A 24,952-nucleotide genomic window follows, 5' to 3' on the forward strand; every position below is an offset into this window, starting at 1 on the left:
GACCCTCACACGGGGGTGCAAGAAGCCGGGCACCAAATAATCTTTGGCACTGACATTCATCGACACACTATTGAGTTCTCAAAGAACACACGCACCAACATCCGACACCGGCATTCAACCGGTTCTTCCGTAGGGCAACTGTTCCAGGCTAAACCCGAACATCCAAGATGTCAACCAGGCCAGCCAACCACCAGGCGCTCAACCGTCCAACCTCGTGTCCCGGTCTCCCGGGTCGGTGTCCGTGTCGCTCTGACGTTGAATAAGTTACGCGGCGGAAAACGCAACGTCAAATCGCCTGGTGGACACAGGGAATGCCCAGGTCAGAGCGGTGCAAACCGGGCCGAATCACAACCGTGTGACCCAGCACACGACGACTGACCGTCCCTATGGGTAAACCGCCTGTTCATCCGGTGCTCCTAGCCTCGGGACGTGCAGTGCTACACGCGCTTCGTCGCCATCGGGGACAGCCAGACCGAGGGGGTCGGCGACCCCGACGATTCCGGCGGGCTGCGGGGCTGGGCGGATCGCTTCGCCGACATGCTCGGCGGCGAGGCGCCGGAGTTCCGCTACGCCAATCTGGCGATCCGCGGCAGGCGCGCGGGGCAGATCCGCGCGGAGCAGCTGGAGCCGGCGCTGGCCATGCAGCCGGATCTGGCCGCGGTGCTCGCGGGGCTGAACGATCTGATCCGGCCGCGCTTCGACCGGGAGGCGCTGCTCGCCGATCTGGCGGCGCTGATCGAGCCGTTCCGGGCGGCCGGTTCGACGGTGGTCACCTTCACCTTCCCCGATATCGGGGCGATCGCGCCGGTGGTGCGGCCGCTGGCGGGGCGGATCCGGCAGTTCAATGCCGGTATCCGGGAGCTGGCGGCGCGCTACGAGGCGGTGCTGGTGGATTTCGAGCCGGTGCCGGTGGCCGCGCATCGGCTGCTGTGGGCGCAGGACCGGCTGCACCTGAGCCCGCTGGGGCACGAGATGGTGGCGCGGGCGGTGGCCGAGGCGCTGCGGGTGCCCGGCGCGGACGGGTCGTGGCGGCAGCCGCTGCCGCCGGTGCGGCAGCGGCGCGGTGAGCAGGTGTTCGACGAGATGCGCTGGGCGACGGTGCACATGGTGCCGTGGCTGGTGCGCCGGGCGCGCGGCATCTCGACCGGGGATCGGGTGACGGCCAAGCGGCCGCAGCTCTCCCCGCTGCGCGGCCAGGCCGAGCCGCTGCGGAGGTCCGCGGCGCGTTGATCTCTCACACGCGGTAGCAAGATTGCCGCCGCGCCGGATCGGAGGACGCCCGTCGCGCCGTTGCGCGGGGCCTTCGTCGGGTCCGGGGCGGCGGCGGCGGCGGGCCGGGCAACCCGGGGTCTGCGGAGCTGGACGGGCCGGCGTGCCTGCCCCCGGCGGCTGCCTGGGGCAGCCGCTCTTCGAGCGCTGGAACGGGCGCCGCTCCCGCCGGGCCGGCGGGGGCGGCATCCGGGCTCAGCTCCAGAGCGTGGCGACCAGGACGTTGACCACGGCGAGCCCGCCCGCCGCGTCCGACATCCAGGCGACCCGCTTCCCGCGCTCGGGATCGGCGTACCCGACCTCGGCGAAGCCGGCGACCGCGACGGCGATCACGAGCTTCACCCCGATCTTGACCATGTTCGGGTCCTTGCCGAGCGAGTCGATCGACTCGGCCAGCCCGACCAGGACGATGCCGGTGACGAGCTGGGCGCGGGCGCCCCACACCATCACCGAGTTCACCTCGGGGCGGCACGCCACCCAGCCGCCGACCACAGCGGCCATCCCGAGCAGGTGCGCGACGACGAGCACTTTGTAGACGAAATCCATGGATACGCAGCCTAGTTGACGCGGAGCACATCTACTACAGAGCGTCGTGCAACGCGGCGGAGCGCGCGCTGTCGCGCTTGACGCCGAACGCTGTGGCGATCTCCAGCAGACCGATCACCACCAGCCAGATCCCCGCCACCCAGGCCAGCGTGGCCACCGAGCCGACCGGCCAGATCACCAGCACCACCCCGGCGAGCGCGGTGATCACGCCGAAGAAGCCCTGGACGCCGCGGCCGGGCAGGTTCGGGTCGGAGACGGCGGCCATGACGGCGCCGATCCCGCGGAAGAGCCAGCCGATGCCGATGAAGATGCCGAGCAGCAGCAGCGAGGCGATCTCGTCGCGGAAGCAGAAGACGCCGAGCACGATCGAGAGCACGCCGCTGATGAAGGCGAGCACGCGCAGCCCGGTGCTCGCGGGCGCGCCGAAGGCCGCGAGCAGCTGCAGTACCCCGCTCACCACCAGGTAGATGCCGAAGAGCACCCCCGCGACGGCGAGCGTGGCGTGCGGCCAGACCAGGATGAGCACACCGAGGATCACCGAGAGGATTCCGGTGACGAGAATGGTTTGCCAGGCGGCGCGCGCGAGGGCCCGAGCCGGGCCGCCGACCGCTTCGGTAGTCGTCATGACGTGATGTTATGCCCGTTGTCGCAAGGCGCCGCGCAGATTTGCCGGGAGTTTCTCGTTCCGTGATCCGCGGCCCGGCGGCGGCGTTTACCCGAAGGCGGCGGCGGGTATTCGGGTGCGAGTGACTTCGGCCCGGCGGCTCCGCTTTCCCGCACCGGAGCCGTCCGGCGACCACGGTGGAACGAGGGGACTTCTCAGGTGGCGGTTGTACTCGCGGCGCAGGCAGGCGGGATCGGTGAGCTGCTCACCGCGGTCCCCGCGCTGCGTGCCCTGCGCCGGGCCAGGCCGGACGATCAGCTGGTGCTGGCCGCGCCGCGCAGGCTGAAGCCGATCGTCGACCTGATCGCCTCCGTGGACGCCATCGCCCCCACCGGCCCCGGCGGCGAGCTGCGCTGGGACGGCCCGCGCCCCGGCCTCGCGGTGCACCTGCACCGCCCGGCCCCGGCGAGCCTCCGCGCGCTGGCCGGGACCGGCCCGGACCGGCTGCTCACCTACCGCAGCGCCGCGCTGCCGCAGTGGGACGGCCCGGAGTGGGATCCGCTGACGCACCGGGTGGATCGCTGGTGCGCGCTGCTGGAGTGGGGCGGGATCGCCGCCGATCCGCGCAATCTGGGGCTGGTGCCGCCGGTCTCGACGGTGAGCAGGCGGGACTGCGTGGTGGTGCACGTCGGCGCGGGCGCCCCGGCCCGGCGCTGGCCCGCCGACCGGTTCGCCGCCGTGGTCCGGCACCTGCTGGTGCTGGACCGGGAGGTGGTGCTCACCGGCGACGAGCACGAGCGCGAGCTCGCGCTGCGGATCGCGGCCCGCGCCGGGCTGCCGATCGGGCAGGTGCTCGCGGGTACGCAGACCCTGCTGGAGTTCGCCGCCACGGTGGCCGAGGCCGCGCTGCTGGTCTGCGGCGATACCGGGGCGGCGCAGCTGGCCACCGCCTTCGGGACCAGGACGGTGCTGCTCTTCGGCCCGACCTCGCCGCGCACCGATGGCCCGCCGCCGCACCTGCTCGGCAGGCACGCCGTGCTGTGGGCGGGCGACAGCGGCGACCCGGAGGCGCCGGAGCCGGACCCGGGGCTGCTCCGGCTGGGCAGCACCGAGGTCATCGAGGCGGTGGACAGGCAGCTCGGCAAGCGGCGCTGGCCCGGGATCGGGCCGGAGCGCAGGCGGGCGCCGTACCGCCGGGTGGGCTGAGCGTCAGGGCTCGGCGCTCCACGCGTCGTCGATGGCGGCCGCGTAGGCGGCGAGCGCGCTCGGCCAGTACTGCTCCACGTAGTCCCTGACGTCGGCGAGGCCGCGCGGGTCCAGGTGGTAGAGGCGGCGGTTGCCGTCCGGCCGCATCCGCACCAGCCTGGCCTCGCGCAGCACCCGCAGGTGCTGGGAGACCGCCGAGCTGGTGACGCCGACCCGCTCGGCCAGCTCGCCGACGGAGCGCGGGGCGGCGGGCAGCGCCTCGAAGATGGCCCGCCTGGTGGGGTCGGCGAGCGCGACCATGGCGCGCACTCCATTAGTCGGCACTAATCCAGTGTGCGCGCCCGCGGCCGGTTCCGTCAACCGGAAGGGGTGCGGCGCAAAGCCAGGTCGTCCGGGAGCGCTGCGCGTGACCAAGATCGAGGGTAGGGTTTCTACCTGCGATTTCTCCGACCGTGAAGGTTGCCACAGGATTGCGGCCCGAGGTTTGCGCTGTCGTACGTTCGACGCCATGCCCGTAACCTCCTCGTTATCCGCGCGCCGCACCGTAACCCGGGCGGCCGCCGCTACCACCGCCGTGGGCGCCGCGCTCGCGGTGATCGCGGTGGCCGGCCACGACCCGGCCCCCGCCGCCGCCCCGCCCGCGCTCGCCGCCGCCGTGACGCCGTGGGAGGCGCAGCGGCCGCAGACCGTGCCCGCCGCGGTGGTCGAGGAGCAGCACCGCTTCGCGGTGGAGGCGGCGAGGCCGCGCACCGTTCGCCCGGTGGCGGGCAGCCTGACCTCGCTGTTCGGCGCACGCTGGGGTGCCGTGCACGCCGGGCTCGACTTCGGCGACCCGATCGGCGCGCCGATCGCCGCGGTCACCGACGGCACCGTGCTCGAGGCCGGGCCCGCCTCCGGCTTCGGGCTGTGGGTCCGGGTGCAGCAGGACGACGGGACGGTCGGCGTCTACGGCCACGTGAACGACATCCTGGTGACCGTCGGGCAGCCGGTGCGGGCGGGCGATGTCATCGCCACCGTCGGCAACCGCGGCTACTCCACCGGCCCGCACCTGCATTACGAGGTGCACGCGCCGGACGGCGCCAAGCTGGATCCGCTGCCCTGGCTCGCCGCGCGCGGCGTGGACGCGCACCGCCCCGCGGGCTGACCCCTACCCGGGTACGACAGCGGGATCACCCGCGAGCGGGAGGCCGGGCGGCGCCGCGCATTCCTACCGTCGACGCATGACGCAGCTCGAGCAAAGCTCCACGCTCCCGGCCGGATTCGCGGATCGGCGCCCGCACTACCCACTCCTGATCGCCTGCGGGCTGATGGCCGCGCTGCTGCTCTGGTCGCTGGCCGGGCTGGTCGTGGACGATCGGCTGATCGGCGGCGAACCCGCCTGGGCCAAGCCGGCGAAGTTCGCCGCGGCCTTCGTGCTCTACACCGCCACCCTGGCCTGGCTGCTGAGCCTGCCGCACCGCGGCTCGCGGCTGACCCGGTGGATGGGCACCGTCTTCGCGGTGACCACCGTGGTGGACGTGGGATTCGTGGTGGTGCAGGCCGCGCGCGGGACGTTCAGCCACTTCAATACCGAATCCGACGCGGTGAACACGGCGGGGCAGCTGATCTTCGCCTCCGGGGTGCCCGGGCTCTTCGCGGCGAACCTGGTGATCGCGGTGGTGGTGCTGTGGCAGCGGGTGGCGGATCGGCCGGTCACGCTGGCGATCAGGGCGGGGCTGGTGCTCGCCGTCGCCGGGATGGCGCTCGGCTACCTCATGGGGTTCACCGGGGGGCGTGATGCGGAGACCGCGGACGGCAGAACCGTCGAGCTGGTCGGCAGCCACACCGTCGGTGACCGGGGCGTCCGCGACGACCCGGCCGGGTTGCCGGTGACGCACTGGAGCACGGCCGGCGGCGACCTGCGGGTGCCGCACTTCGTCGGGCTGCACGGCATCCAGGTGCTGCTGCTCGCGGCCGTCGCGCTCGCCTTCGCGGCGCACCGCTACCCCGCACTGCGCGCGGAGCGCACCCGCGCCCGGCTGGTCGGGGTGCTGGCGGCGGCCTGGACCGGGCTGCTCGCGCTGACGCTGTGGCAGGCGCTGCGCGGGGTGCCGCCCGCCGCCCCGGACGGCCCGGTGCTGCTGGCGGGCGCGGCGCTGCTCGCGGCGACGGCGCTCGGGGTGGGGGCGGTACTCAGCGCAGCCGCTCGGCGTCCCGGGCCAGCGACACGAGTTTCGCACTGAGCGCGGCCAATTCGACCGCGCCGGCGCCCTCGTCGACGGCGGTCGCGACATCCTCGGCGGCGCAGCGGGCGGCGAACCAGCGGTCGGCGAGGGCGGCCGCCTCCTGGGCGCTGAGCACCACCGAGTCGGCCGGGATTCCGGTGCCCTTGAGGCTGTTCCGGTGTTCGTAGGCGCGCTGACGGCACGACTGACGGCAGTACCGGCGCCTGCGTCCGGCCTCCGACTCGACGATCTCCCGCCCGCACCACAGGCAGGACAGCAAGCGGCGCATGGGGCAGAACACTAGCCGCACGGCGGCCCCGGCGAGAACTCTTGGCCGGAGCGCGCGGTGCGGGCACGGGGCGGTGCGGGCACCGGGAGCGAGGCACTATCATGGAAGGGTTAGCCGGTTGCCCCGGGAACACCGGCTCGTCCCCGAGCGTTGTACCGTGCGGCACCGGCCACGTTCGACACGACTGGGACTCGAGGGAGAGGCACACATGGCAGATCGCGTACTCCGGGGCAGCAGGCTCGGAGCGGTGAGTTACGAGACCGATCGCGACCACGACCTCGCGCCGCGCCGGATCGCTCGCTACCGCACCGACAACAACGAGGAATTCGACGTCCCGTTCGCCGACGACGCCGAGATCCCGCCCACCTGGCTCTGCCGCAACGGCCAGGAGGGGGTGCTCCTCGAGGGCACCGCGCAGGAGGCCAAGAAGGTGAAGCCGCCGCGCACGCACTGGGACATGCTGCTGGAGCGGCGCTCCAAGGACGAGCTCGAGGAGCTGCTCAAGGAGCGGCTCGAGCTGCTGAAGACGCGCCGCCGGGGCTGAGGCAGGTCACGACGAAGGCTCCCACCCGCGACGGGTGGGAGCCTTCGTCGTCCCCTAGGCTCGGCGATCGTGAGCGTGTACAACGAGCGGCTCCAGCGGCTGGGGCAGCGGGCGGCGGAGCTGCTGGAGAATGCCGACGAACTCGACGAGTACCGCCGTGACCTGGCCTATCTCACCCTGCTGGCGGCGGAGTTCGACTACCAGGTGAAGAACGGCGGCTTCGCGCAGCTGATCTACAACTTGGGCGGCGAACGGCTGGAGGACCTGGACGGCATGCTTCGCGCGGTGGACGCGCCGGTCGCGCTCTCCTTCTACCTGCGCGCCGTCACCCGCTGCACCGAGCTGCTCGACGACTACCACCGGCTGATGGCCGACTTCACCGCGCCGACGCGGCTGGCGGTCGAGCTGACCGGGATCAGCGTCGACTACCTGCGCGGCGAGGTCGGCTTCGACACCGAGATCGCGCCCTTCCTCGCGGTCGCCGACGCGCTCTAGCGGCTCGCGACCTTGCGGTAGCGCAGCAGCGCCAGCGGCATGGCGACCGCGAGGATGGCGAGCGAGCAGCCGATGGAGTAGAGCACCGCGTTGTCCGCGACCCAGCCGGTGGCCGGGATGAAGGTCGGCGGCGAGCTGTTGTCGAAGAGCTGCCGCCCGGCGGTGGAGACCGCGGTGATCGGGTTCCACTCGGCGATGGTCTTCAGCGGGCCGGGCAGCGTCTCCCCGGAGATGAACGCCGAGGAGATGAAGGTCAGCGGGAAGAGCCAGATCAGCCCGGCGCTCTGCGCCACCTCGACGGTGGGCGAGAGCAGCCCGGTGAGCGCGCCCACCCAGGACATGGCGAAGGCGAAGAGCAGGATCACGCCGAAGGCGAGCACGGCGTCGCCGAACGACCCGTTGATCCGCCAGCCCACGATCAGCCCGCAGACCACCATGACGAACAGGCTGAGCACGTTCACCACGAGGTCGGAGAGGGTGCGGCCCATGAGCACCGCGAGCCGGGACATGGGCAGCGCCCGCATCCGGTCGATGATGCCCTTCTGCAGGTCGCCGGCGAGCCCGACGGTGGTGAAGGCGGCGTTGAAGGCGACGGTCTGGGTGAAGATGCCGGCCAGCAGGAACTCGCGGTACTGGTCGCCGCCGAGCGAGGCGCCGAAGATGTAGGCGAAGACGAAGACGAACATGAGCGGCTGGATGGTCGCGGTCACCAGCAGCGTCGGCACCCGCAGGATGGTGAGCAGGTTGCGGTAGGCGACGATCGCGCTGTCCCGGAAGATCCGGCCGCGGGGCTCCGGCTCGGCTGCCGGGGGCGCGGCGGAGGCGGGCTCGGTGCGGGCGTGCTTGCCCCGCTTCTCCAGGACCTGGGTACTGCTGGTCACGACAGGATCTCCTCGGGAACGTCGTCGGTTTCGGGCTCCGGCTCGCTCTCCGCGGCGGGCGCGGTGCCGGTCAGGGAGAGGAAGACGTCGTCCAGGCTGGGGCGGTGCACCTCGGCGTCGACCACGCAGACCCCGGCGTCGTCCAGCCGGCGCAGCGCCTCGACCATGGTGCGCGAGCCCTCCCCCACCACGATCGACACCTGGTCGGTGCCGGATTCGTGCTGCGGCTCGCCGAGCCCGACCTGCCCGAGCACGGACTTGGCCAGCGCGGTGGCCTGGCCCGCGGCCAGCGTGACGGTGAGCCGGTCGCCGCCGATCGCGGTCTTGAGCTCGTCGGCGGAGCCGCGCGCGATCACCCGGCCGCGGTCGATCACGGTGATCCGGTCGGCCAGCTGGTCGGCCTCCTCCAGGTACTGGGTGGTGAGCAGCACGGTGGTGCCGTCGTCGACCAGGTCGCCGATCACCTGCCACATGTCGAGCCGGCCGCGCGGGTCGAGGCCGGTGGTGGGCTCGTCCAGCACCACCACCGGCGGCCGCGCCACCAGCGCGCCGGCCAGGTCGAGGCGGCGGGCCATGCCGCCGGAGTAGGTGCCGGCGCGGCGCGCGGCGGCGTGCTCCAGGCCGAAGGCGCCGAGCAGCTCCGCGGCGCGGGCGGTGGCGCGCTTCCCGGACATGCCGTAGAGCCGGGCCACCATGCGCAGGTTCTCGAAGCCGGTGAGGTTGGCGTCGACGGCGGCGTACTGGCCGGAGAGCCCGATCAGTCTCCGCGCCGCGGCGGGGTCACCGAGCACGTCGACCCCGGCCACCCGCACGGTGCCCGCGGAGGGGCGGAGCAGCGTGGTGACGATCCGCACGGTGGTGGTCTTGCCCGCGCCGTTGGGGCCGAGCAGCCCCATCACGGTGCCGGCCGGGATCTCCAGATCGATCCCGTCGAGCACGCGGATCTTGCCGTAGCTCATGCTCAGGTCGCTGACTTCGACGGCGAGGCTCACCGGCTCACCTCTGCTCGGGCACTCATCGTTTCTCCTGTCCCCCCGCCGCCGCCGAGCCGGGCCCGCAGGACCGGGCCGATCACGGCGAGCGCTTCGGGTGTGGTCATGTCCGCGTGCCTGCACGGCAGCGCGTGATCGTGGATGTCGCCGGCCACGAACGGCCGCCAGGCCGCCGCGTTCCGGTCCGGGTCGGCGCGGTTGATCTCGTCCTCGGCGGCGGTGAAGAAGAGCAGGTCACCGTCGAAGACCCGCGGCCGGAAACCGTGCGCCATCACGGTTCCCGCGCGGTACCCCTCGTACAGCCGTTCCAGGTGCTCTCCGGTGAGCGCCGCGAACGGCCCGTTCTCCTCGCGCAGCAGCGCGGCGGCCCCGGCCAGGTCGAGCTCCGGGTCCAGGTCGCCGGCGGCGACGCCGCCGAACTCGGCGACGATCTCCGCCACGCTCGGCATGGCGAGGTCGAGCAGGTCGTCGGAGAGCCGGTAGCTGTCCAGCAGCCCGAGCAGCGCGACCTCCTCGCCCTGCTGCCGCAGCCGGGTCGCGATCGCGTGCGCGATGAGCCCGCCCAGCGACCAGCCGAGCAGGTGGTAGGGGCCGCTCGGCTGCACCGAGCGGATGTGCTCGATGTAGCGGTTCGCGGCCTCGGAGATGCTGCCGAACGGCTCGTCGCCGGTGACGTGCGGCGCCTGCAGCCCGTACACCGGGCGGTCGGCGTCCAGGTGCGCGAGCAGCCCGGAGTAGCACCAGGAGAGCCCGATCGCGGGGTGCACGCAGAACAGCGGCTCGGCGGCGCCGGTGCTCCGGATGGGCAGCAGCGGGGCCAGCGGGTCGATGCTCGCGCCGCCGGAGAGGCTCGCGGCGATGGCGGCCGGGGTGGCCGCGCCGAACATCTGCTGCACCGCAACCTCGATCCCGGCGTCGCGCAGCAGCCCGACCACCCGGGTGGCGAGCAGCGAGTTTCCGCCGAGCTCGAAGAAGCCGTCGTCGGCGCCGACCCGGTCCACCCCGAGCACCTCGGCGAAGGCGGCGGCGATCGCCGTCTCCAGCGGGCCGAGCGGGGCGCGGTAGCCGTGCGCGCCGCCGAAGACCGGCTCCGGCAGCCGGGCCCGGTCCAGCTTGCCGACCGGGGTCAGCGGCAGCTCGTCGAGCAGCATGATCGCCTGCGGCACCATGTAGTTCGGCACCCGGGCGGCCACGTGCGCGGTGAGCTGGGCCGCGGTCGGCGCGGCGCCCGCGCGCGGCTTGACGTAGGAGACCAGCGCGGTGGCGCCCGCCTCGGTGACGTGCCCGATGGTGAGCGAGTAGTCGACCTCGCCCTGGCTCGCCAGCGCGGCATCGATCTCGCCGAGCTCGATCCGGAAGCCGCGGATCTTGACCTGGTGGTCGGAGCGGCCGACGTACTCGATCTCCCGGCTGGAGCGCCTGCCGGGCAGCTCGGGGGCGCCGCTCTCGCGCCAGCGCACCAGGTCGCCGGTGCGGTACATGCGCTCGCCGGGCTTGCCGTACGGGTTGGCGACGAAGCGCTGCGCGGTGAGGCCGGGGCGGTTCAGGTAGCCGCGGGCCAGCGCGTCGCCGGCCAGCTGCAGCTCACCGGTGACGCCGACCGGCGCCGGGTGCAGCCGGGAATCCAGCACGGTGGCGGCGACGCCGCGGATCGGGCCGCCGATGGTGATCGGCGCGCCGGGCGCCATGGGCTGCGAGATGACGGTGACGATCGTCGTCTCGGTGGGGCCGTAGACGTTGTAGAGGTTGCGCCCCGGCGCCCAGCGGGTCACCAGGTCCGGCGGCAGCGCCTCGCCGCCGACCAGGATGTGCGCCAGGTCGACCACGCCGCCGGGGTCGACGGTGCCGAGCGCGGCGGTGGTGATGAAGGCGTGCGTGATGCGCTCGCCGATGAAGACCTCGCGCAGCCCGTCGCCGCCGACCACGTCCGGCGGTGCGATGACGAGGGTGGCGCCGCCGCCGAGCGCGAAGAGCAGGTCGAGCATGGCGGCGTCGAAGCTCGGGGTGGCGAAGTGCAGCACCCGGGAGCCGGGCCGCACGTCGAAGCGCTCGGCCAGCTCGGCGGCGAAGTTGGAGAGCCCGCCGTGCGTGACCACGACGCCCTTGGGGGTGCCGGTGGAGCCCGAGGTGTAGATGACGTAGGCCGGGTTCTCCAGCCGCAGCGGGGCGGGGCGCTCGGCCTCGGCCAGCGGGCTGTCCTCGGAGGCGAGGACCGCCGCCCTGGTGTCCGGGTCGTCCAGGACCAGCCAGTCGACCAGGTTCGGCAGGTCGTCGCGGTGCGCGGCCAGGGTGAGGCCGAGCGCCGCGCCGGAGTCGGCGAGCATGTGCGCGATCCGGGCGGCCGGGTAGCGCGGGTCGACAGGGACGAAGGCGGCGCCGGTCTTGACCACCGCCAGCACCGTCGCCACCGACTCCACCGAGCGCGCGATGCCGAGCGCGACCAGCGTCTCCGGGCCGACGCCGCGACGGATGAGCAGCCGGGCCAGCCTGCTGCTCCAGCGGTCCAGCGCCTCGTAGGTGACGTCGGTGCCGTCGGCGCGCAGCGCGACGGCGTCCGGCTCGGCGGCGACCGCGGTGGCGAAGACCTCGGGGAAGGTGAGCGGGCGGGCGGGCTCGGCGCCGTGCACCGGGGCCAGCCCGGACCACTCCGCCGGGTGCAGCAGGTCCAGGTCGCCGACGGCGGCGGCCGGGTTGGCCGCGACCGCGGTGAGCAGCCGGACCAGCCGCTCGCCGAGGCCGAGCGCGCTGTTGTGGTCGAAGAGGTCGGCGGCGTAGTTGACGCCGACGGTGATGCCGCCGGGCTCGGCGTCGCCGTGCTCGGTGAGGGTGAACTGCAGGTCGAACTTGGCGATGCCGGCGTCCAGGTCGACCGGCTCGATCTGCAGCCCGGGCAGCTCCAGCGGGCCCACCGGCTCGTTGCGCACCGAGAGCATGACCTGGAAGAGCGGGTGGTGCGAGCGCGAGCGGACCGGGTTGAGCACCTCGACCAGCCGCTCGAAGGGCAGCTCGGCGTGGTCGAAGGCGTCCAGGTCGGTCTCCCTGACCCGGGCGAGCAGGTCGTCGAAGCGCAGCCCCGGCTCCACCCTGGTGCGCAGCACGAGCGTATTGACGAACATGCCGATCAGCCCGTCGAGCTCGCGGTCGCCGCGGCCCGCGTGCGGGGTGCCGACGGTGACGTCGCCGGTGCCCGCCATCCGGTGCAGCAGCACCGCCAGCGCGGCGTGCAGCACCATGAACATGCTGACGCCGCCGCGCTCGGCGATCCGCCGCAGCTCGCGGTGGGTGAAGGCGTCCACCTCGACCTCGGCGGTGCCGCCGCGGTGGCTCGGCACCGGCGGGCGCGGCCGGTCGGCGGGGAGCGCGAGCAGCTCGGGCAGCTCGGCCAGGGTCTCCCGCCAGTAGGCGAGCTGGCGGTGCGCGGGCGCGGCCGGGTCGTCCTCGGCGCCGAGCGCGTCGCGCTGCCACAGCGTGTAGTCGGCGTACTGCAGCGGCAGCGGCTCCCACTCCGGCGCGGTGGCGAGCCGGGCCGCCCGGTAGGCGATCGCGATATCGGCGGCGAGCGGGCCGAGCGACCAGCCGTCCACCGCGATGTGGTGCACCACCACGGCGAGCACGTACTCCTCGATCGGCCCGCCCGCGGCGACGTGCAGCAGCGCGGCCCGCACCGGGACCTCGGTGGCGAGGTCGAAACCCGGTGCGGTGAACCGGGTTATCGCCGCGACCACCTCGGCGGGCCGCACCGAGTCGAAGGCGACCGGGACGGTGGTGGTGGCGGGCCCGAGGATGCGCTGCACCGGCTCGCCCTCGTGCTCCGGGAAGATCGTGCGCAGCGTCTCGTGCCGCTCCTGCACCGCGACCAGCGCGGAGGCGAGCGCCTCCAGGTCCAGGCTGCCGCGCAGCCGGAGCACCAGCGGCACGTTGTAGGCGCCGCGCGAGCCGCCCTCCTCGAACCGGTCCAGGAACCACAGCCGGCGCTGGGCGGCGGAGAGCGGAATGTGCGCCGGACGCACCGCCGCGACCGGGCGGGCCACCCGGCCGGCCGGTTCGGCGCGGTCGATGCGGGCGGCGAGCGCGGCGACGGTGGGCTCGGCGAAGACCGTGCGCACCTCCAGCCGGACCCCGGTCTGCTCGGCGAGCCGGGCGACCAGCCTGGTGGCGAGCAGCGAGTTGCCGCCGATGTCGAAGAAGCCGTCGTCGGCGCGCACGGTGTCCTGGCCGAGCAGCTCGGCCATGGCGGCGGCGACCAGCCGCTCGGTGCCGGTCTCGGCCGCGCGGCCGCTGCCGGTGCCCGGAAGCGGTTGCGGCTCCGGCAGTCTCGCGATGTCGAGCTTGCCGACCGGGGTCAGCGGGATCTCGTCGAGCACGGTGAGCGCGGAGGGGACCATGTGCGCGGGCAGGCTGCGGGCGACGTGGCCGCGCAGCGCCTCCACGTCGATCCCGGCGGCCGGGTCGGCGGGGTGCACGAAGGCGGCGATCCGGTCGGCGCCGGCGATCGAGCGCACCTCGGTGTGCGCGAACCGCACCGAGGGGTGCGCGGTGAGCGCGCCGGTGATCTCGCCGAGCTCGATCCGGAAGCCGCGCATCTTCACCTGGTGGTCGCTGCGGCCCAGGTAGCGCAGCGCGCCGTCGGGGGTCCAGCGCACCACGTCGCCGGTGCGGTAGAGCCGGGCGCCGGGCTCGGTGGGGTCGGCGACGAAGCGCGCCGCGGTCAGCCCGAAGCGGTCCAGGTAGCCGCGGGCCACGCCGTAGCCGCCCAGGTACAGCTCGCCGGGGACGCCGACCGGCACCGGCCGCAGCCGGTCGTCGAGCACCAGCGCGCGGGCGCCGCGCACGGGGGTGCCGATGTCGATCGGTCCGCCGACGGTGAGCGGGCGCGAGATGGTCGCCACCACCGTGGTCTCGGTGGGGCCGTAGACGTCGAACATGCGGCGGCCGGGGGCCCAGCGGGCGACCAGCTCGGCGCCGACCGCCTCGCCGCCGACCATCAGCGAGCGCAGCGCGGGCAGCGGCCAGCGCTCGTGGTCGACGGTGGCCAGCGCGGCCGGGGTGAGGAAGCAGTGCGTCACCCGTTCCCTGGTCAGCAGCGCGCCGAGCTCGTCGCCGCCGAAGACATCGGTCGGGCAGAGCACCATGGCCGCGCCCGCGTTGATGGTGAGCAGCAGGTCGAGCATGGCGGCGTCGAAGCTGGGGGTGGAGAAGTGCAGGGTGCGCGAGTCCGGGGTGACCTCGGCGCGGGCGCCGAACTCCGCGGCCAGCCCGGCCAGCCCGGTGTGCGTGACCGCGACGCCCTTGGGGGTGCCGGTGGAGCCCGAGGTGTAGATGACGTAGGCGAGGTCGTCCGGGCGGGCCGGGCGGTCGCGCTCGGCGTCGGTGAGCGGGCGGCCGGAGTGCGCGGCGAGCTCGGCGGTGAGCGCGGGGTCGTCGAGCAGCAGCCAGCCGGTGCCGCCGCCGTCCGCGGCGGCCAGCGCGGCCGCGTGCGCGGAGCGGGTGAGCCCGACCCGGCAGCCGGAGTCGGCGAGCATGTGCCGCAGCCGGTGCGGCGGGTAGGCGGGGTCCAGCGGGACGTAGGCCGCGCCCGCGGTGACCACGGCCAGCGCGGCGGCCACCGAGTCGATGGAGCGGGTCAGCCCGAGCGCGATCCGGTGCCCGGAGCCGATGCCGCGGGCGCGCAGCATGCGGGCCAGCTTGTTGACCCGCTCCGCGAGCTCGAAGTAGTCGAGGACGGTGTCCCCGGCCCGCACGGCGATGCGGTGCGGGTGCTCGTGGGCGGTGCGCTCGAAGTACTCGGCCAGGGTGACCGGGGCGTCGGCGGGGCCGCCGTGCGCCGGGCTCAGCGCGCTCCGCTCCCAGTCGGTGCGCAGGTCGATGCGGTGCACCGGGCGCTCCGGGTCGGCGGCGACCGCGGCGAGCACGGTGAGCAGCCGGTGCCCGACCGTCTCGACGGTGCCCGCGTCGAAGAGCTCGGTGGCATAGACCAGTTCGAGTTCGTCGCCGAGCCCGGCCGGGGCCCGCAACTCCAGGTCGAACTTGGCGCGGGCGATGTCGAGCGCCCGCGCGGTGACGGTGAGCCCGGGCAGCGCGAGGTCGGGGTGCGGCTCGTCCTGCACGGTCAGCGCTACCTGGAAGAGCGGGTGCCGCCCGCTGCCGCGCACCTCGGCGCCGAGCTCGGCGACCAGCAGGTCGAAGGGCAGGTCGGCGTGCTCCATGGCGGCCAGCTCGGACTCCAGGTCCGCGGCGAGCAGCGCGCCGAAGCCGGCGTCCGGGTCGACGTCCGAGCGCAGCACGACGGTATTGACGAACATCCCGACCAGCTCGTGCAGCTCCGGCGTGGAGCGGCCGGCGACCGGGGTGCCGATCACGACGTCGCGGCCGCCGGTGAGCCCGCGCAGCAGCACCGCCAGCGCGGAGCGCAGCACCATGAACGGGCTGACGCCGCGCTCCCTGGCCAGCCGCTCCAGCGCGGCGCGCAGCCCGGCGGGCAGCGGCACCCGCACGGTGCCCGCGCGCTGGGTGGGCTCGGCCGGGCGCGGCCGGTCGTAGGGCAGCGGGAGCTCGTCCGGCAGGTCGGCCAGCGCCGCGCGCCAGTGCGCGAGCTGGGCGGCGGCCGGGCTGGCCGGGTCGTCGGTGGCGCCGAAGCGCGCGCGCTGCCACAGCCCGAAGTCCGCGTACTGCACCGGGAGCGGTTCCCAGCTCGGCGCGTTCCCGGCCGCGCGGGCCAGGTAGGCGGTGCCGAGATCGCGGGTCAGCGGGGCGAGCGAGGCGCCGTCGGCGGCGATGTGGTGCAGCACCACGGCGAGCACGTGCTCGTCCGGGGCGGTGCGCAGCAGCGCGACCCGCAGCGGCGGCTCGGTGCCGAGGTCGAAGCCGCGCTGCGCGAGCGCGGTCAGCGCCTGGGTGGCGTGCTCGGCGTCGACCGCGTTCTCCGGCACCGGCAGCGCCGGGGTGGCCGCCACCGTGGGCAGGATGCGCTGGATCGGGCCGTGCTCGTCCTCCGGGAAGACGGTGCGCAGCACCTCGTGCCGCTCCACCAGGTCGCCGAGCGCGGAGCGCAGCGCGGCGACGTCGAGCGCGCCGCTGATGCGCAGCGCCACCGCGATGTTGTAGGCGCTGTTCGCGGGGTCGAGCCGATTCAGGAACCAGAGCCGCTGCTGCGGCAGCGCGAGCGGGAGCCGCTCCGGGCGCGGGCCCGCGGTCACCCGCTCCCGCTCGCTGCGCGGCGAGACCGCGAGCGCGGCGGCGATATCGGCGACCGTCGGCGCCTCGAAGACGGCACGCACCGGGAGTTCGACGCCGAACTCGTCGTGCAGCGCGGCCACCAGCCGGGTGGCGAGCAGCGAGGTGCCGCCGATCTCGAAGAAGCCGTCCTCGGCGCCGGTCACCGGCTGCCCGAGCACCTCCCCGAAGAGCGCCGCGACCCGGCGCTCGGTCTCGGTGCGCGGTGCGCGCGAGCCCGCGGCGGCGTCGAAGACCGGGTTGGGCAGGGCGCGGCGGTCCAGCTTGCCCGCGCCGGTGACCGGCATCCGGTCCAGGACCAGCAGCGAGGCGGGGACCATGTAGCCGGGGAGCCGGCCGCGCACGCCGGAGAGCACGTCGCCGGGGGTGAGGTGCTCGGCGCCGGTGACGTAGGCGGCGAGCCGGGTGTGCCCGGCGGAGTCGGTGTGCGGCACCGTGACCGCGGCGGTGACGCCGGGCTGGGCGCGCAGCGCGTGGTCGACCTCGCTGAGCTCGACCCGGAAGCCGCGGATCTTGATCTGGTCGTCGGCGCGGCCGAGGAAGCGCAGCGCGCCGGTGCGGTCGGCGACCACCAGGTCGCCGGTGCGGTACATGCGCTCGCCGCGCCTGCCGTACGGGTTGGCCGGGAAGCGCGCGGCGGTCAGGCCGTGCTTGCCGAGGTAGCCGCGGGCGACGCCGGGGCCGGAGAGGTAGAGCTCGCCGGGGGTGCCCGGCGGGACCGGGCGCAGCCGCCCGTCCAGCACGAACAGCCGCATGCCGCGCACCGGCATGCCGAGCGGCACCGGCGCGCCGGGCACCATGGGCGCGGAGGCGGTGGCGGCAACGGTGGCCTCGGACGGGCCGTACATGTTGTGCATGCGGTAGCGCGCGCCCCAGGTGCGCACCAGGTCGGCAGAGACCGCCTCGCCGCCGACGATCACGGTCCCGAGCTCGGCGAAGGGCTCGGTGGCCGGCACGGTGGCCAGCGCGGCCGGGGTGACGAAGGCGTGCGTCACCCGCTCGCCGCGCAGCAGCTGCGCCAGCTCGGCGCCGCCGTAGATGTCGTCGGGGGCGACGACGAGGGTGGCGCCCGCGGCGAAGCCGAGCAGCAGCTCCAGCACCGAGGCGTCGAAGCTGGGTGAGGAGAAGTGCAGCGTGCGGGAGCGGTCGGTGACGCCGAAGAGGTAGCGCTGCTCGGCGGCGAGCGAGGCGATCCCGGCGTGCGTGACCACCACGGCCTTGGGCTTGCCGGTGGAGCCGGAGGTGTAGATCAGGTAGGCGGGGTGCGCGCCGCGCAGCGGGCGCTCGCGGTCGGCGTCGGTGAGCGGGCGCGGGGAGGCGGCGGCGCAGGTCTGCTCCACCTCCGCGGAGTCGAGCACCAGCCACTCCATCTCGGCCCGGTGGTGCCTGCCCTGCACCGCGAGGGTGCGGCGCGGCAGCCCGTCGGCGCTGCGCGCGACGGTCAGCCCGAGCGCGGCGGCCGAGTCGGTGAGCATGTGCTCGATCCGGTCCGCGGGGTAGCGCGGGTCGACCGGGACGTAGGCGGCGCCGGTCTTGGCCACCGCCCAGATCGCCACGATCGCCTCCGGGCTGCGCGGGATGGCGACCGCGACCACCATCTCCGGTCCGGCGCCGTGCCCGGCCAGCACCCGGGCCAGCCGGTTGGCGCGGGATTCCAGCTCGCCGTAGCTCAGACCGGTGCCGCGGTAGCGCAGCGCGATCGACTCGGGGGCGCGCTCGGCGACCGCGCCGAACAGCCCGGCCAGGGTGATCGCGGGCTCGGCCGGGCCGCCTGCCAGCGGCAGGAAGCGGCCGGTCTCCCTGAGGTCGAGCAGGTCGATGTCGCCGACCGGGCGGGCGGGGTCGGCGACGGCCGCGGTCAGCACGGCGACGAAGCGGCGCGCGATCGCCGCGACGGTGGCGTGCTCGAAGACGTCGGCGGCGTAGCCGAATTCGCCGGTGAGCGGGGCGCCCTCACCGCCGTCGTGCACCTCCAGCCGGAGGTCGAACTTGGCGACGTCGGCATCGAGGTCGATGCGCTCGGTGCGCACCGCGGGCAGCTCGACGGTGAGCTCGGGGCCGTTGTCGTAGGCCAGCATCACCTGGAAGAGCGGGTGCCGCGCGGTCGTGCGCTCCGGGTTGACCAGCTCGACCAGCCGCTCGAACGGGACGTCGGCATTGGCGAAGGCATTGAGGTCGGTGTCGCGGGCGTGGTCGAGCACCCGGGTGAAGCCGGCGGCCGGGTCGACGGCGGTGCGCAGCACCAGGGTGTTGACGAACATGCCGACCAGCTCGTCCAGCTGCGGGTCGGAGCGGCCCGCGATGGGGGTGCCGACGGCGATGTCGCGGGTGGCGCAGATCCGGGCGAGCAGGGTGGCGAGCGCCGCGTGCAGCACCATGAACATGCTGACCCCGCGCTCGGCGGCGAGCGCGGCCGCGGCGGCCCTGGTCGCCGCCGGGACGGTGAACGGCACCCGGCCGCCCTCGGTGCCGCGCCGGCGCGGGCGCGGGCGGTCCAGCGGCAGGTCGAGCTGGTCCGGGAGCCCGTCGAGCGCCCCGCGCCAGTGCGTGAGCTGCCTGCTCAGCGCGCTGCCGGAGTCGGATTCCTCGCCGAGCAGGGCGCGCTGCCAGAGCGCGAAGTCGGCGTACTGCACCGGCAGCGGGCTCCAGCGCGGCGCCCCGCCCGCGGCCCTGGCCGCCACCGCGACGGTGAGATCGCGGGAGAGCGGCGCCAGCGACCAGCCGTCGCCGCAGATGTGGTGCAGCACCGCGACGAAGACGTGCGTCTCCGGCCCGGTGCGCCAGAGCGCGACCCGGATCGGGGCCTGCTCGCGCAGGTCGAAGCCGTACCCGGTGAACTCGGCGACCAGCGCGGCCACCTGCTCGGGCGGGGCCGGCACCGGGTCGAGGGTGAGCGGGATGTCGGCGGCGGGGTGCACCCGCTGGGCCGGGCCGTCCGGGGTCTCCGGGAAGGTGGTGCGCAGGCTCTCGTGCCGCTCCAGCACGTCGCGCAGCCCGGCGCGCAGCGCGGCGACGTCGAGCGGGCCGTCGATCCGCAGCGCCAGCGGCATGTTGTAGGCGGCGGCCTGCTCATCGATCCGGTTCAGGATCCAGAGCCGCTGCTGCGCCGGGGAGAGCGGCACGTACTCCGGGCGCGGACCGGCGGCGAGCACCGGCGCGGCGCGCTCGTCGGTGTGCCCGGCGCAGCGCTCGGCCAGCGCGGCGACGGTATCCGCCTCGAAGAGGTCGCGGATGGTGAGCCCGGTGCCGAGCAGCGCGTTGATCCTGGCGATGGCGCGGGCGGCGATGAGCGAGTTGCCGCCGAGCGCGAAGAAGCTCTCGGTGACGCCGATCTCGTCCAGCTCCAGCAGCTCGGCCACGATGCCGGCCACCGCGCGCTCGACCTCGGTGCGCGGCCGCGTGCCGCCGGCCGGGCGCTCCGGGGCGGCGGGCGCGGGCAGCGCCTTGCGGTCGATCTTGCCGTTGGCGCTGAGCGGCAGCTCGTCCAGCTCGACCAGCTGCGCGGGCACCATGTAGGCGGGCAGCAGCGCGCGCACCCCGGCCAGCAGCGCGTCCCGGTCCAGCGGGCGGGGCGCGCCGGGCGCGGCCACCACGTAGCCGACCAGCTCGGCCCCGACCCGGCCGGTGTGCGCGACGCAGACCGCGCGCGCCACCGCGGCGTCGGCGAGCAGCGCGGCCTCGATCTCGCCCAGCTCGATGCGCTGGCCGCGGATCTTCACCTGGAAGTCGCTGCGGCCCAGGTACTCCAGCGCGCCGTCGGCGCGCCACCGGGCCAGGTCACCGGTGCGGTAGAGCCGCTGCCCCGCGGTGAAGGGGTCGGCCACGAAGCGGTCGGCGGTGAGCTGCGGGCGGCCCAGGTAGCCGCGGGCCAGCTGCACCCCGGCCAGGTACAGCTCCCCGGAGACGCCGGGCGGCACCGGCCGGAGCCTGCCGTCGAGCACGTAGGTGCGGGTGTTCCAGACCGGCGAGCCGATCGGCACGCTCGCCGGGTTCGGCGGGCAGTCCCAGGCGGTGACGTCCACCGCGGCCTCGGTCGGGCCGTAGAGGTTGTGCAGCCGCACCCGCGGCAGCGCCGCGGAGAAGGCGCGCACGGTGGCGGCGGGCAGCGCCTCGCCGCTGCAGAACACCCGGCGCAGCCCGGCGCAGCCGCGCACATCGGTGTCGGTGACGAAGACCGAGAGCATGGACGGCACGAAGTGCGCCGTGGTGACCGACCGCTCGGCAATGGTCCTGGCCAGGTAGTCCGGGTCGCGGTGGCCGTCCGGCGCGGCGATCACCAGCCGCGCCCCCACCTGCAGCGGCCAGAAGAACTCCCAGACCGAGACGTCGAAGGTGGCCGGGGTCTTCTGCAGTACCGCGTCGGTGTGGTCCATCGGGTACTCGTGCTGCATCCAGCGCAGCCGGTTCACGATGGCGGCGTGCGTCACCGTGACGCCCTTGGGGCGGCCGGTCGAGCCGGAGGTGAAGAGCAGGTAGGCGGGGTTGCCCGGGCGCAGCGGCGACCGGCGGTCCCGGTCGGTGACCGGGGCCGGCGACTCGGCGCCGAGGTCGGCGGTGTCCAGCGCGATGCGGGGGGTGCCGGCGGGCAGCGGCACCGCGTCCCGCTCGGTGGTGAGCACCGCGACCGGCGCAGCCTGCTCCAGGATGCCCGCCAGCCGCTCGGCCGGGTGGTCGGGGTCGAGCGGCAGGTAGGCGGCGCCCGCCTTCATCGCCGCGTACATCCCGACCACCAGCTCCACGCTGCGCCGGATGGCCAGCGCCACCACGCGCTCCGGGCCCGCGCCGCGCGCGATCAGGAAGCGGGCCAGCCGGTTCGCCCTGCGGTCCAGCTCGGCGTAGCTCAGCAGCTCGTCGCCGAACTCCAGCGCGGGCGCCGCCGGGCTCGCGGCCACCGCGCCGTCGAAGAGCTCGGCGAGCGTGCCGGGCCGCAGCGGCATCGCGGTGTCGTTCCAGCCGTGCAGCACCCGGTGCCGCTCGTCGGCGGTGAGCGCGGAGAGCGCATCCGCCCCGGTCTCCGGGGGCGCGGCCAGGAAGCGGCCGAGGAAATCGCGGAAGCGGGTGTGCTGGGCGGCGACCTCGGCGGCCTGGTAGCGCGCCGGGTTGGCCTCGAAATCCAGGTGGATCTGGCCGTCGATGCCGTTGTAGACATTGATCGACAGATCCTCGACCGGCCCGGTGGCCAGCACGTGCATGGAGCCGAGCATCTCGCCGAGGCGCAGCTCGTTCTTGAACAGCATGATGTTGACCATCGGCCCGAAGAAGCCGCGCGATGCCCGCGAGTAGCCGCCGTCGCGGCGGATGTCGTCGTGCCGGTACAGCTGGTGCCGCAGCGCCGCGGTCACCTGCAGCTCGGTCGCCCTGACGACGTCGGCGAGCGTGGTCTCCGGCGTGAACTCGATGCGCAGCGGCACCACGTTCGAGACCACGCCCGCCGAGCGGCGCAGCGCCATCGTGGTGCGGCCGGAGACCGGCAGGCTGAGCAGCACATCGGACCGGCCGGTCACGGCATGTGCGTAGCAGGCGGCGGCCGCGACGAAGAGCACGGCGTTCTTCGCGTCGTGCGCGCTGCCCGCGGCGGCCAGCGCGGTGGCGGTGGGCTCGTCCAGCACGGCGGCGGTCAGGTGCCTGCCCGGCGCGTCCGGCACCTCGGCGAGCGGGTTGCCGTCCAGGCTCACCGGCTCGCCCACGCCGGCCAGCTGTGCGCGCCAGTGCTCGCGGTCGGCCAGGAAGCGCGCGGAATCGCGGTAGCGGGACTGGTTCTCGTAGATCTCGGTGAGCGGCGCGGCCCGCGAGACGGTGGGCTCGGTGCCGTCGGTCGCGGCGGTGTAGATCTCGGCCGCCCTGGTCAGCACGTTCATCGCGCCGTAGCCGTCGACCAGGATGTGGTGCGCGCGGACGTACCAGAGGTAGTGCGCGTCGCCGATCCGCAGCACCGCGTTGGTGGAGAGCGGATCCCGCTCGATATCCACCGGCGCGGCGGCATGCTCGGTCATCCAGCGGAAGGCGGCGGCGCGCGGGTCGGGCTCGCCGCGCAGGTCCAGCCGCAGCCACTCCGGCCCCACCTCGGGGTCGACCACCTGGTAGGGGACGCCGTCCTCCTCCAGCAGCCGGACCCGGCCGACCTCGGCCTCGGCGCCGCACCGCTCGATGGCGTAGTGCAGCCGTCCGGTGTCCAGCTCACCCCGGAGCTCGACGTACTGCGCGATGATCAGCGGCACGTCCGGGCGCAGCCGCTGCGCGTAGTAGAGCGCGCTCTGCGCGGGCGAGAGGGGGAACGGCTCGGCGCCGTCCCGGGTATCACAGGGGGAGGTGCATTGGTCGACCCGGTCGGTGGCCAATGAACTCATCAATCACTCCGTTCTGCCGCACATGTCGCATCTCCCCGAGCAGACCTTCAGCGGATGCATCGAGACGGTTCCCGAGGCCGCCTCGCCCGCCCATTGATTCGGTGCATCACATCCGGCGGATTGCCGACCGGATGGATGCGTTGCACTCCCGAGTCACCCGAACTGTCGTCGAAGTGCTCAGCAATGTTTCCGCAAACGTCGATTAGGTGCAGCTTTTTATCGAAAAAAGACCGGCAGTTCAGAATTCGCGCGCCAAGGCGGCGAGACACCCGCTAATAGCGGGTGAACCGGTTTGCTGGAAGTCTTCCAACCCCCGCGAAGTGGGTGCGGCGCAGCGATCTATACCTACAATGCCACCTATGTGGGGCTCGTCACACTCGCGGTGCGACGGCGTTCTCGCGGCGCCGGAGCACCGCGGCGGCGGCCAGGCCGAGCCCGCACAGCGCGACGGCGAGGTACTCGGGGGCGGGGCCGAGCCGGGTGGCGAGGGTGCGGTCGGTGCGCAGCGGGAGCCGGGCGGTGAGCGCGGCGGGCACGAAGAGCTCGCTCTGCTCGGTGACGGCACCGTCGGCGGCGACGACGGCGCTGACGCCCGAGGTCGCGGCCACCACCAGGGCGCGGCCGTGCTCCACCGCGCGCACCCGGCTCATGGCGAGCTGCTGGTAGGTCATCTCGCTGTCGCCGAAGGTGGCGTTGTTGGTCGGCACGGTCAGCAGCTGGGCGCCCGCGGCGAGGGAATCGCGGAAGGCGCGGTCGAAGGCGACCTCGTAGCAGGTGGCCACGCCGATCGGGATGCCGGCGGCGTGCACGACGCCGGTGCCGTCGCCGGGGACGAAGTAGCCGGCGCGGTCGGCGTAGTCGGAGAAGAGGCGGAAGAAGCCGCGCAGCGGCAGGTACTCGCCGAAGGGCTGGATGATCTTCTTGTCATGCCGCTCGCCGGGGCCGGTGGCGGGGTCCCAGACGATCACCGAGTTGGTGGTGGTCGTGCGGTCGGCGTTGACGAGCACCGCGCCGACCAGGATCGGGGCGCCGACCGCGCGGGCGGCGGCGGTGATCGCGGCGGCGGCGTCCGGGTTGCGCAGGGGGTCGATGTCGGAGGCGTTCTCCGGCCAGATCACCACGTCCGGGCGCGGGGCGCGGCCCGCGGCGATCTCGGCGGCGAGCTGCTCGGTGCGGCGCACGTGGTTGTCGAGGACGGCTCGGCGCTGGGCATTGAAGTCGAGGCCGAGGCGGGGGACGCTGCCCTGCACCGCGGCGACGGTGATCGTGCGGTCGCCGTCCGCCGGGGCGGGGAGGGTCGCGCGTAGCGCGAGGCCGATGAGCGGGAGGAGGACGACGGCGGTTGCCGCTGCCGCGAGGGCGGTCGTCCGGGGGCGCGGACTCGACGTGGGCCCGGCCTCGGCCTGCGCGGTCACGGCACGGCGGGCGAGGGCGGTGAGCAGGTAGGCGAGGCCGGTGCCGGTGAGGGCTACGGCGAAGCCGATGAGGGGGGCGCCGCCGAGGGCGGCCAGCGGGAGGTACCAGCCGTCGGCCTGGCCGAAGGCGAGGCGGCCCCAGGGGAAGCCGCCGAAGGGGAAGCTGGAGCGGGCCCACTCGCAGGCCGTCCAGGCCAGCGCGATCCAGAGCGGGCGCGCCGGGAGCGGCGCCGTCCAGCGGGTCAGCGCGCCGAAGAGCGCGAGGAAGGCGGCGCACGCGGTGGAGAGCGCGAGCCACGGCACCGGGCCGACGTAGATGCCGGTCCACGGCAGCAGCGGGAGGAAGAAGCCGAAGCCGGCCAGCAGCCCGTACCCCGCCGCGCCCCGCGCCGTCCCGGCGCGCTCGAGCACCAGGGTCAGCAGTGCGATGCCGAGCGGGGCCAGGAACCACAGCGGGCGCGGGGGGAAGGAGCCGAACAGGAGCACTCCGGCGAGCAGCGCCGCGGCGGCGCGCAACCAGAAGGAGCCGCCCGGAAAGCGGAACCGGCGGCCGCCGGTCGCGGAATCGCCGGTCCCCGCCGCAGCCGCGCTCGGCCCGCTACCACCGGGCTGGTCGGCGGCCCGATCGGCAGCGTCGGCCGCGGCTTCGCGTTTTACGGCAGCGTCCGGCCCGGCAGCGTCCGGCCCGGCAGCGCCCGACCCGGCAGCGCCCGACCCGGCAGCGCCCGACCCGGCAGCGCCCGACCCGGCAGCGCCCGACCCGGCAGCGTCCGGCCCGGCAGCGTCCGGCCCGTCGGCGTGCGGTCCGGCAGCATCCGGCCGAGCGGCGCGCGACTGGGTGGCGCCCGACTGCCGGGCGGGCTGCCCGGTCCGGGCCGAATCGGAGCGCTCGGGCGGGCCCGGCTCACTCCGCGAAGCGGTGGTTCC

At 74.5% G+C, this 24,952-nt stretch carries 14 protein-coding genes; 6 read left to right on the forward strand and 8 right to left on the reverse strand.

The features are described from left to right. Positions 1-429 precede the first annotated feature (429 nt). Positions 430-1,230 (forward strand): SGNH/GDSL hydrolase family protein, encoded by an 801-nt coding sequence (locus tag AB0H71_RS20975; protein ID WP_357023334.1) that lies wholly within the window; start codon positions 430-432, stop codon positions 1,228-1,230. Positions 1,231-1,464: 234 nt separating this feature from the next. On the opposite strand, the gene AB0H71_RS20980 is transcribed toward AB0H71_RS20975, so the two are convergent. Then, on the reverse strand, positions 1,465-1,815 hold the full coding sequence (locus AB0H71_RS20980; RefSeq protein ID WP_357023337.1) for a hypothetical protein: 351 nt from the start codon (positions 1,813-1,815) through the stop codon (positions 1,465-1,467). Between the two features lie 34 nt (positions 1,816-1,849). After that, positions 1,850-2,440: an HdeD family acid-resistance protein gene (locus AB0H71_RS20985; protein WP_357023340.1), complete on the reverse strand. Its 591-nt coding sequence runs from the start codon at positions 2,438-2,440 to the stop codon at positions 1,850-1,852. Positions 2,441-2,638: 198 nt separating this feature from the next. Here AB0H71_RS20985 and AB0H71_RS20990 point away from each other — a divergent pair, with 198 nt between their 5' ends. After that, complete coding sequence (locus AB0H71_RS20990) at positions 2,639-3,625, forward strand: glycosyltransferase family 9 protein (RefSeq protein WP_357023343.1); 987 nt, start codon at positions 2,639-2,641, stop codon at positions 3,623-3,625. 3 nt (positions 3,626-3,628) lie between these two features. Here AB0H71_RS20990 and AB0H71_RS20995 read toward each other — a convergent pair whose 3' ends face one another. Further along, positions 3,629-3,925, reverse strand: coding sequence for a metalloregulator ArsR/SmtB family transcription factor (locus tag AB0H71_RS20995; RefSeq protein WP_357024491.1), 297 nt, complete (start codon positions 3,923-3,925; stop codon positions 3,629-3,631). Between the two features lie 208 nt (positions 3,926-4,133). Here AB0H71_RS20995 and AB0H71_RS21000 point away from each other — a divergent pair, with 208 nt between their 5' ends. Together AB0H71_RS21000 and AB0H71_RS21005 are read left to right on the forward strand one after the other, a co-directional pair. Continuing rightward, positions 4,134-4,769 carry a M23 family metallopeptidase gene (locus tag AB0H71_RS21000; RefSeq protein WP_357023346.1) on the forward strand — a complete coding sequence of 212 codons (636 nt, stop codon included), beginning with the start codon at positions 4,134-4,136 and terminating at the stop codon, positions 4,767-4,769. 76 nt (positions 4,770-4,845) lie between these two features. Continuing rightward, positions 4,846-5,847 (forward strand): hypothetical protein, encoded by a 1,002-nt coding sequence (locus AB0H71_RS21005; protein ID WP_357023349.1) that lies wholly within the window; start codon positions 4,846-4,848, stop codon positions 5,845-5,847. On the opposite strand, the gene AB0H71_RS21010 is transcribed toward AB0H71_RS21005, so the two are convergent. Then, entirely contained in the window at positions 5,798-6,118 is a 321-nt protein-coding gene (locus AB0H71_RS21010) for a hypothetical protein (RefSeq protein WP_357023352.1), read from the reverse strand. The two genes, AB0H71_RS21005 and AB0H71_RS21010, sit on opposite strands and share 50 nt — an antisense overlap. A 208-nt stretch (positions 6,119-6,326) precedes the next feature. On the opposite strand from AB0H71_RS21010, the gene AB0H71_RS21015 reads away from it, so the two are divergent. Continuing rightward, on the forward strand, positions 6,327-6,662 hold the full coding sequence (locus AB0H71_RS21015; protein WP_067659014.1) for an RNA polymerase-binding protein RbpA: 336 nt from the start codon (positions 6,327-6,329) through the stop codon (positions 6,660-6,662). Positions 6,663-6,731: 69 nt separating this feature from the next. Beyond that, positions 6,732-7,157 carry a hypothetical protein gene (locus AB0H71_RS21020; RefSeq protein WP_357023355.1) on the forward strand — a complete coding sequence of 142 codons (426 nt, stop codon included), beginning with the start codon at positions 6,732-6,734 and terminating at the stop codon, positions 7,155-7,157. Here AB0H71_RS21020 and AB0H71_RS21025 read toward each other — a convergent pair. From AB0H71_RS21025 to lnt, 4 genes are all read right to left on the reverse strand, one after another. Beyond that, positions 7,154-7,936: an ABC transporter permease gene (locus AB0H71_RS21025; RefSeq protein WP_357024493.1), complete on the reverse strand. Its 783-nt coding sequence runs from the start codon at positions 7,934-7,936 to the stop codon at positions 7,154-7,156. The genes AB0H71_RS21020 and AB0H71_RS21025 overlap by 4 nt on opposite strands. A gap of 98 nt (positions 7,937-8,034) precedes the next feature. Further along, the gene (locus AB0H71_RS21030; protein ID WP_357023358.1) at positions 8,035-9,030 is read right to left on the reverse strand and encodes an ATP-binding cassette domain-containing protein; all 996 of its coding nucleotides are present in this window, start codon (positions 9,028-9,030) and stop codon (positions 8,035-8,037) included. Continuing rightward, entirely contained in the window at positions 9,027-22,610 is a 13,584-nt protein-coding gene (locus tag AB0H71_RS21035) for an amino acid adenylation domain-containing protein (RefSeq protein ID WP_357023360.1), read from the reverse strand. The genes AB0H71_RS21030 and AB0H71_RS21035 overlap by 4 nt, the downstream gene beginning before the upstream one ends. Positions 22,611-22,981: 371 nt before the next feature. Further along, positions 22,982-24,541, reverse strand: coding sequence for an apolipoprotein N-acyltransferase (gene lnt, locus AB0H71_RS21040; RefSeq protein WP_357023363.1), 1,560 nt, complete (start codon positions 24,539-24,541; stop codon positions 22,982-22,984). Positions 24,542-24,952: the final 411 nt, after the last annotated feature.

Origin of the sequence: Nocardia sp. NPDC050697 (assembly GCF_040654395.1) — a bacterium.
Taxonomy (GTDB): domain Bacteria; phylum Actinomycetota; class Actinomycetes; order Mycobacteriales; family Mycobacteriaceae; genus Nocardia.